The sequence below is a fragment of the Rhodococcus sp. BUPNP1 genome (genome assembly GCF_002215235.1).
Taxonomy (GTDB): Bacteria; Actinomycetota; Actinomycetes; order Mycobacteriales; family Mycobacteriaceae; genus Rhodococcus.
Genome location: NZ_NERM01000013.1, coordinates 160,812 through 170,080, shown reverse-complemented (window position 1 = coordinate 170,080; position 9,269 = coordinate 160,812). Strand labels below are relative to the sequence as shown.

7 protein-coding genes are annotated in these 9,269 nt (G+C 70.1%); all 7 read left to right on the top strand.

What is annotated here, in order from left to right:
- The first annotated feature begins 300 nt into the window (after positions 1–300).
- The 7 genes from mraZ (at position 301) to mraY (ending at position 9,268) form a co-directional block, all read left to right on the top strand.
- Positions 301–732 (top strand): division/cell wall cluster transcriptional repressor MraZ, encoded by a 432-nt coding sequence (gene mraZ, locus B9C99_RS15430; RefSeq protein ID WP_006554148.1) that lies wholly within the window; start codon positions 301–303, stop codon positions 730–732.
- Between the two features lie 290 nt (positions 733–1,022).
- Entirely contained in the window at positions 1,023–2,063 is a 1,041-nt protein-coding gene (rsmH, locus tag B9C99_RS15425) for a 16S rRNA (cytosine(1402)-N(4))-methyltransferase RsmH (protein WP_016693815.1), read from the top strand.
- Between the two features lie 3 nt (positions 2,064–2,066).
- A complete protein-coding gene (locus B9C99_RS15420; RefSeq protein ID WP_088898471.1) occupies positions 2,067–2,915 on the top strand; it encodes a hypothetical protein in 849 nt (282 codons plus the stop codon).
- A 71-nt stretch (positions 2,916–2,986) separates the two neighbouring features.
- Entirely contained in the window at positions 2,987–4,819 is a 1,833-nt protein-coding gene (locus B9C99_RS15415; protein WP_016693813.1) for a penicillin-binding protein 2, read from the top strand.
- Positions 4,820–5,025: 206 nt separating this feature from the next.
- Complete coding sequence (locus B9C99_RS15410; RefSeq protein ID WP_088898470.1) at positions 5,026–6,651, top strand: UDP-N-acetylmuramoyl-L-alanyl-D-glutamate--2,6-diaminopimelate ligase; 1,626 nt, start codon at positions 5,026–5,028, stop codon at positions 6,649–6,651.
- A complete protein-coding gene (gene murF / locus B9C99_RS15405; protein WP_016693811.1) occupies positions 6,648–8,192 on the top strand; it encodes a UDP-N-acetylmuramoyl-tripeptide--D-alanyl-D-alanine ligase in 1,545 nt (514 codons plus the stop codon). The genes B9C99_RS15410 and murF overlap by 4 nt, the downstream gene beginning before the upstream one ends.
- On the top strand, positions 8,189–9,268 hold the full coding sequence (mraY, locus tag B9C99_RS15400; RefSeq protein ID WP_016693810.1) for a phospho-N-acetylmuramoyl-pentapeptide-transferase: 1,080 nt from the start codon (positions 8,189–8,191) through the stop codon (positions 9,266–9,268). The genes murF and mraY overlap by 4 nt, the downstream gene beginning before the upstream one ends.
- Position 9,269: the final 1 nt, after the last annotated feature.

The following is a 9,269-nucleotide window of genomic DNA, read 5'->3' as shown; positions in this document are numbered from 1 at the left end:
CTCCCCACCGCCTCCCACCCCGGCTCCGGACGTAGTGTTTTCCCTGGTCGCCGATTGCTCGGTCCTCGCTCCGCCGGTGGGGCGGAGCGTCGGGGCGCCGACGACGGTGGATCCGGTGTCGTCGCGCGAGGGCGTGTCCCCATTTTTCGCCACCTGCTCTGAGCTGGGAATGTGACGACAACACGCGTGGCCGGGCGGCAGTAATCCGTTTCCGGTGGGGCAAAGTGGGGTAATGTGGGGCGCGGCGGGACAAGGTGTCCTGTCGCGCGAAGCATCCGTCCGGCAGCGGGGAGGCGCCGAGTGTTCCTCGGTACCTACACCCCGAAGTTGGACGACAAGGGCCGGCTCACGCTGCCGGCGAAGTACCGAGACGAGCTGGCGGGAGGGTTGATGATCACGAAGGGGCAGGATCACAGCCTCACCGTGTTCCCTCGCGACGAGTTCGCCGCTCTGGCCGAACGCGCTGCGAGTGCCTCACGGAGCAACCCGCAGGCACGTGCGTTCCTGCGGAGTCTCGCGTCGGGAACGGAGGAGCAGCGACCCGACTCACAAGGCCGGATCACGCTGTCGTCGGCCCACCGCAAGTACGCCGGTCTCACCAAGGACTGCGTGGTGATCGGTTCGGTCAGGTACCTCGAGATCTGGGACGCGACGGCATGGGAGACCTATCTCGCCGAGCACGAAGAAGACTTCTCGGAAGCGAGAGACGAAGCACTACGCGACATCTTGTAACCACGGCTCGGGCTGCGCGGCGAGTGCCGCGAGGCCTCTGCCCGATGTGCCGGCCCTGACGCACTTCCCCAGCGCCAGGTACGGACCGGAGGGCCCTGACGCACTTCCCCGGCGTCAGGTCTCTTCGGACTCGGACAGAGACCTCGAGGCATTCGCCGTCTTCCGTATCCACCCCCGTGGCGGCGAGCACGGTAGCGAGACGAGCGACAGGCAGGCACGAGGCACACCACCGTCCACCCGACGGGTACCCCACAGACCGTAAGCGGCCCGAGCAGGATTCCGGAGGACACATGGTGGACGGCGAGCACGAATCCGTCGATGGTACGGATGAGGCCACCGGTGCCGATGTGACATCTGCGGCGGAGTTCGGCCACGTGCCCGTCATGCTTCAGCGGGCCGTCGATCTTCTCGGCCCCGCCATCGAGAGCGTCGGTCCCGACGGTGAGGGCGCGGTCTACGTCGACGCGACGCTCGGTCTCGGTGGGCACTCCGAACACTTCCTGACGATCTACCCGAAGCTGAGGCTCGTCGGCCTCGACCGCGATACCGACGCACTCGCGATCGCCCGCGAGCGACTCGCACGGTTCTCCGACCGCACCGACTTCGTCCACACCCGCTACGACGGGATCGCCGACGCGCTCGAGAGCGTGGGCCTCGACCGGTACGGTTCGGTCCACGCGGCCCTGTTCGATCTGGGCGTGTCCTCGATGCAGCTCGACGAGGCGGAGCGCGGCTTCGCCTATTCCAAGGACGCCCCGCTCGACATGCGGATGGATGCCACCACCGGCATCACCGCGGCCGATGTCCTCAACACCTACAGCCACGGCGACCTCGCCCGCATCCTGAGCACCTACGGCGAGGAGCGCTTCGCCGGCAAGATCGCCTCCGAGATCGTGCGGACCCGGGCCAAGGCTCCGTTCCGGACGAGCGGCGAACTCGTCGAACTGCTGTACCGCACGATCCCGGCCGCGACCCGCCGTACGGGTGGTCACCCCGCCAAGCGCACCTTCCAGGCGTTGCGGGTCGAGGTCAACGCGGAGCTCGACTCGTTGCGCAACGCGATCCCCGACGCTCTCGACGCTCTCGCGGTGGGCGGCCGGATCGTCTTCATGTCCTACCAGTCGCTCGAGGACAAGGTCGTCAAGCAGGAACTGACTCCGCGTGCGAAGTCTCGCAGTCCCGAAGGGCTTCCGGTCGAACTGCCCGGGATGGGGCCGGAACTGCGCATCCTCACCCGCGGTGCGGAACGGGCGACGGACGACGAGATCGAGGCCAACCCACGTTCGGCGCCCGTCCGCCTGCGTGCTGCAGAACGAATCGCCAGGAGGTAACCGATGACCGTACAGGTGGCACCCCCGCAGCGCCGGAATCCGGGGCGATCGACCGCAGCGCAGCGTGCCTATCAGCGACGGTCGCAGCGCGCAGCACAGCTCGGGGTCGAACAGGTGCAGACCCGCGGGCGCACGACGGGGGCCGGACGTGTCCGCACCCGGATCCCGTTCGTCGCCACCATCATCGGGCTCCTGGGCGTGGGCATGGCCGTGACCCTGTTGCTGACCACCCGTGCGACCGAGGACTCCTACGAGCTGAGCGCGGCGCGGTCCCTCAACGAGGAACTCGCCCAGAAGCGGGCGGTGCTCCAGCGCGACGTCGCCACGGCCGAGTCGGCTCCCGCGCTCGCGGTCGCCGCGGCGGAGCTGGGCATGATCCCCACCGGGCAGGTCGCGCGGATCGTCGTCGCTCCGGACGGTTCGGTGCAGGTGGTGGGCGATCCGGTTCCGGCCCAGGGTGCTCCGCCGGTCCCGCTGGATCCGCCCGCCCGGGAGGACGCCCGCGTCCAGACCCCGCTGGCGGGTAGCGCCGGAGCGGAGACACCGCGGCCGCTCGGGGACGTGAGCGAGGAACCCCGGCCGCGTACCGACACCGAGGACACGCGTCGGGCAGCGCCGTCGGCCGACGGCCGCCCGGTGGGCGAGGAACCGGCACCGGCTCCCGTGCCCGCACCCGCGCCGGAGGCTCCTGCGGGCGCCACGCCGGACGTCGAGGGTGCCGCACCCGTTCCGCCCGCGGCGGGACAATCGGTACCCGTGAGCGAACTGCCGCAATCCGAAGCGCCCCGTGAGGCCGCGCCCGAAGCACCTGTCCAGGCCGTGCCGACGGAACCCGAGGGCGGGCCTCGGTGAACAACCGCTCCACCCCTCGGCGTGCACCGCAGCGACGTTCCACCCCGGCGACGCGCGGCGGGCGCGCTCGAATGCCCGCGCCGCGCGATCGCACACAGCGAGACCGGACGAGTTTCACGTTCCGCAACAAGTGGGGCCGGCTCGGCATGTTCGGCGCTCTGGGCATAGCCGTCGCACAGTTGCTGTCCGTGCAGCTCGTCCAGGCCCCGACCCTGTCCGCCGAGGCGGCCAGCCAGCGCACCACCCGACTCGTCGAACCCGCGACCCGCGGCACCATCGCCGATCGCAACGGCGAACCGCTCGCCTACACGATGGAGGCGAAGGCGCTGACCTTCCAACCCGTGCGGGTGCGCAAGGAACTCGAGGAGGAACGAGCCGAGGATCCGTCCCGGCCCGAGGTCTCGGAATATCTCGAGGGCGTCGCGTCGGCGATCCACGAGGCGCTCGGCGCCGCGGCGCCCGAGAAGGACGTGCTCGAGATGCTCGAGAGCGACGAGACCTTCGTGTACCTCGCCCGCGGTGTCGATCCGGGGGTCGCGGCGGAGATCGTCGACGAGTACGACAAGGTCGGCACCGAACGTCAGGACATCCGTCTGTATCCGGGCGGATCGCTCGCCGCCAATCTCGTCGGTGCGACCGGCTGGGACGGGCACGGCCTGATCGGGCTCGAAGCGTCGATGGACGCCGTACTGGCGGGTACCGACGGTTCGTCCACCTACGACCGGGGGTCCGACGGCGCCGTCATCCCGGGCAGCTGGCGCGACCGTCAGCCCGCCGTCGACGGTTCCTCCGTCGAGCTCACGATCGACAACGACCTGCAGTACCACGTGCAGCAGGAGGTGCAGCGCGCCAAGGATCTGTCCGGGGCGAAGAACGCCTCCGCCGTGGTCCTCGACGCGCACACCGGCGAAGTGCTTGCCATGTCCAACGACAGCACCTTCGACCCGTCGATCGGTGTCGCGAACAACCCGCCCGACGCCGAACAGGGCAATCTCGCGGTCAGTTCGCCGTTCGAACCCGGATCCGTGAACAAGATCATCACTGCCGCCGCGGCGATCGAGGACGGCCTGACCCGCCCCGACGAGGTCCTGCAGGTCCCCGGCACGATCACCATGGCCGGCGCGACCGTCAAGGACGCCTGGGATCACGGGGTCGTGCCGTACACCACAACGGGTGTGTTCGGGAAGTCGTCGAACGTCGGCACGCTCATGCTCGCCGAGCGGATCGGTGAGGACCGCTTCGCCGAGATGCTGCAACTGTTCGGTCTCGGTCAGCGCACCGATGTCGGCCTGCCCGGCGAATCCGCGGGTCTGCTGCCCAGCCGTGAGCAGTGGTCGGGTGGCACCTTCGCGAACCTGCCCATCGGCCAGGGTCTGTCGATGACCCTGCTGCAGATGACCGCGATCTACCAGACCATCGCGAACGACGGGGAACGTGTCCCGCCGCGGGTCGTGCGCGCGACCATCGCGCCGGACGGCACGCGCACCGAGACGCCCCGTCCCGATCCGGTGCGGGTGGTGAACCCGCAGACCGCCGCGACGGTGCGCGACATGTTCCGTTCCGTCGTCCAGTCCGATACCGGCAACCAGCAGGGCACCGGTGCGGGCGCCGCCATCGAGGGCTATCGGATCTCGGGCAAGACGGGTACCGCCCAGCAGATCGACCAGAACTGCAAGTGCTACTCGAACTCCGACTACTGGATCACCTTCGCCGGCATCGCGCCGTCCGACGATCCGCGCTATGTCGTGGGCATCATGCTCGACGCCCCGACCCGCAGCTCCGACGGCAGCGGGGGCCAATCGGCCGCGCCGCTGTTCCGCAACATCGCGTCGTGGTTGCTGCAGCGCGACGGCGTGCCGCTGTCGGCCGAACCGGAGAGCAAGTTGATCCTCCAGGTCGACTGACGAGGTGACCGTGGCGCCTCGGTAGGCTGACACGTCGGTAACGTGACACGACGGTCGTCGCCGAGACCGGATCGGGAACGAACCCGGGAACATCCGTCGGAGTGCCTGCAGACGAGCTGCAGCGAAGCGAGAGGAAACTGGTGCCTGTGCCATCGAGTCCGGATCCGGCTCCTCCGGAGGAGGGGCGGAGACCCGAGCACCCACCGATGACGCAGATCTCGGTTCTCGCCGACGCCATCGGGGCGCGCGTCGAGATCGTCAATGCAGCCGCCGGAGAGGATGCGGCCCGTGCGGCCGCGATCACCGGCATCGACCTGCGCGCCCAGGGCATCCGCCCCGGCGACGTCTTCGCGGCGCTGCCCGGCGCGCGCGCCCACGGCGCCTCCTACGCGGGCACCGCGCTCGAACGTGGAGCGGTCGCCGTGCTGACCGACGAGGCCGGTCGCGACCTCGTCGCCGAGGCCACCTCCGATCCGGTCGCGGTCCTCGTCCATCCCGAGCCGCGTGCCGCGCTGGGGGCGGCGTCGGCCACCGTCTACGGACATCCCTCCCGGAGCATGCAGGTCATCGGCATCACGGGCACGTCCGGTAAGACCACGACGTCCTATCTCGTCGAGGCAGGCCTCGTCGCGGCCGGACGCGTCGTCGGTCTCGTCGGGACCGTGGAGACCCGGATCGAAGGCATCCGCGTGCCGAGCACCCTCACGACCCCCGAGGCGCCGCAGCTGCACGCCCTGTTCGCCGTCATGCGCGAACGCGGTGTCGACACGGTCGTGATGGAGGTCTCCAGCCATGCCCTCGCACTCGGTCGCGTGGACGCCACCGAGTTCGCCGTCGGCGGGTTCACCAACCTGTCCCAGGACCATCTCGACTTCCACAAGGACCTCGACGACTACTTCGGCGCGAAGGCCCGGCTGTTCGCCGAGGACTCGCCGGTCCGGGCACGCCGCGCGGTGGTGTGCACCGACGACGTGTGGGGACGCCGCATGGCCGAGGTCGCATCGGCCGGCCGCGACGACGCGACCGCCGTCCGCACGGTCATCACGGGTGACGACGGTGACGCCGCTGACGCCGCTGCCGACTGGACGGTCACCGACGACGTCCCCGACGAGACGGGCGTGCAGCAGTTCACCCTGACCGGCCCGGACGGGATCGCCCGCCGCGCCACCGTCGGCCTGCCGGGCCGCTACAACGTCACCAACGCCGCTCTCGCCGTGGCGCTCTGCGCCGAGGTGGGCGCCGACATCGATGCCGCGATCCGCGGTATCGCCGACGTCGCGGTGCCCGGCCGGGTCGAACGGGTCGAACGCGGGCAGGACTTCCTCGCCGTCGTCGACTACGCCCACAAGCCCGCCGCGCTCGAAGCGGTCATCGGAACCCTGCGCGCCGCGACCGAGGGACGCATCGCCGTCGTCGTGGGTGCGGGCGGCGACCGCGACCGGACGAAGCGGCCGATCATGGGCGAGGTCGCGGCGCGGGCCGCCGACCTACTGGTCGTGACCGACGACAACCCCCGAACCGAGAACCCCGCCGCCATCCGCGCCGCTGTACTCGACGGTGCACACTCCGTCCCGGCGGCCGAACGCGGCGAGATTCTCGAGATCGGCGACCGCGCCGCCGCGATCGCCGCCGCGGTCGCGTGGGCCCGCCCGGGCGACGTCGTCCTCGTCGCCGGCAAGGGCCACGAGACGGGGCAGGAGATCGAAGGAGTCAAGCACCCCTTCGACGACCGAGAGGTCCTCGGCGCAGCACTCGACAAGTACCGGACCGCAGGACCCGACGGTCACCATCCGCCTGCTGCGGGCGGTTCGCATCACGGAGGCAAGGCATGATCCCGATGACACTGGCTCGGATCGCGGAGGTCGTCGGGGGCACCCTGCACGACGTCGACGATCCGTCCGCCGAGGTGACCGGTTCCGTCGAGTTCGACTCGCGACGGATCGGTCCCGGCGGCCTGTTCCTGGCGCTGCCCGGTGCGCGCTCGGACGGGCACGATCACGCTGCGGCCGCCGTCGCCGCCGGTGCGGTCGCGGTCCTGGCCGCACGGCCGGTGGGTGTGCCCGCCATCGTGGTGCCGCCGATCCCGCCGACCGAGACCAACGCCCTCGCGCTCGAACACGACAGCGACGGATCCGGCGCGGCCGTGCTCGCCGGCCTCGCGAAGCTCGCCCGCACCGTGGTGGACACGCTCACCGACGCCGGCCTCACCGTCGTCGGTGTCACCGGTTCGGCGGGCAAGACGTCCACGAAGGACATGATCGCCGCCGTGCTCGCACCGCTCGGTGAGGTCGTCGCCCCGCCCGGCTCGTTCAACAACGAGCTCGGCCACCCCTGGACCGCGCTCCGCGCCACCGAATCCACCCGGTTCCTCGTCCTCGAGAAGTCGGCGCGGGGTCCCGGACACATCGCGACCCTGACCCGTATCGCTCCGCCGCGGATCGGTGTCGTACTCAACGTCGGTACCGCCCACCTCGGCGAGTTCGGTTCGCAGGAGGTCATCGCCAAGACCAAGGGCGAACTCGTCGAGGCGCTGCCCAGCGCCGCCGAGGGGGGAGTCGCGATCCTCAACGCCGACGACACCCTCGTGTCGAAGATGGCGACCCGCACCACCGGTCGCGTGGTGACCGTCGGGACCGGGTCCGGTGCCGCCTACCGCGCCGAGGACATCCACCTCGACGATCAGGCGCGTGCCTCCTTCACCGCCGTCGTTCCCGGCGCCGACGGACAGGAGCGGCGTGTGCCCGTGCGCCTGGCCGTGCACGGCGAACACCAGATCGGCAACGCCCTGTCGGCGATCGCCGTCGCCGTGGAATGCGGTGCGACGGTCGAGCAGGCCGCCGAGGCGCTCGCGACGGCGGGTCCCGTCTCGGCGCACCGCATGGCGGTACAGACCCGATCCGACGGGGTGACCGTCATCGACGACGCCTACAACGCCAATCCCGATTCCATGCGCGCAGCCGTGAAGGCCCTGGTCACCATGGCGCGGTCCGGCCCGGCTCCCCGGCGCACCTTCGCGGTGCTGGGGGAGATGGCCGAGCTCGGGGACGACGCCGTCGTCGCCCACGACGCCATCGGACGCCTCGCCGTGCGCCTCGACGTCACCCGCATCATCGCCGTCGGCGCCACCCGACCGGTCCGGGGTCTGTTCCAGGGCGCCGTGATGGAAGGATCGTGGGGTGAGGAAGCGAGCCACGTCCCCGATGCCGACGCCGCGATCGCGTTGCTGCGCGACGAACTGGAACCGGGCGACATCGTGCTCGTGAAGGCATCGCAGTCCGTGGGACTGTGGACCGTCGCCGAGGCCGTCCTCGCGGACGACCCGGCCGGTAACGGAAACAACGACGCTGCTGTAGGGACGGAGGACGCCCGGTGAGACAGATCCTGTTCGCGGCGGGCATCGCGCTCGCAGTCTCGATCCTGCTCACCCCCGTCCTGATCAAGATGTTCTCCCGGCAGGGCTTCGGGCAGGAGATCCGGGTCGAGGGCCCACAGAGCCACCAGTCCAAGCGTGGCACCCCCACCATGGGCGGTGTCGCGATCCTCGCCGGTCTGTGGGCCGGTTACTGGGGATCGCATCTCATCGGCATGGGATACGACGCGGAAGGTCCCACCGCCTCCGGTCTGCTCGTGCTCGGCCTGACGACCGCTCTCGGTGGCGTCGGCTTCCTCGACGACTTCATCAAGATCCGCAAGCAACGCAATCTCGGCCTGAACAAGACGGCCAAGCTCGTGGGCCAGCTCGTCGTCGCCGTGGGCTTCGGCATCCTCGCGCTGCAGTTCCGCAATGCGGACGGCCTCACCCCGGCCAGCACCGATCTGTCCTACGTGCGCGACATCGCCACGGTCTCGATGGGCTCGATCGTGTTCATCCTGTTCGTCTACCTGCTGGTCAGCGCATGGTCGAACGCGGTGAACCTCACCGACGGCCTCGACGGTCTCGCTGCCGGTTCGATGGCGCTGGTGCTCGGCGCCTACGTCATCATCACCTTCTGGCAGTACCGCAACGCGTGCGCCGTGGAACCGACCGCCGGCTGCTACGACGTCCGCGACCCGCTCGACCTGGCGTTGCTGTGCGCCGCCGGCGCCGCCGCCTGCATCGGCTTCCTGTGGTGGAATGCCGCACCGGCCAAGATCTTCATGGGTGACACCGGCTCGCTCGCCCTCGGTGGCATGCTCGCCGGTCTGTCCATCACGACCCGCACCGAGCTGCTCATGGTGGTCATCGGCGCGCTGTTCGTCGCGGAGGCCGCCTCGGTGGTCATCCAGGTCGCGGTCTTCCGGTCCAGCCGCAGGCGGGTGTTCCGGATGGCACCCTTCCATCATCACTTCGAACTCGGTGGATGGGCCGAGACCACGGTGATCATCCGGTTCTGGTTGCTCGCCGCCATCGCCTCGGCGATCGGTCTGGCCCTCTTCTACAGCGAATACCTCGCGGCGATCGGGGACTGAC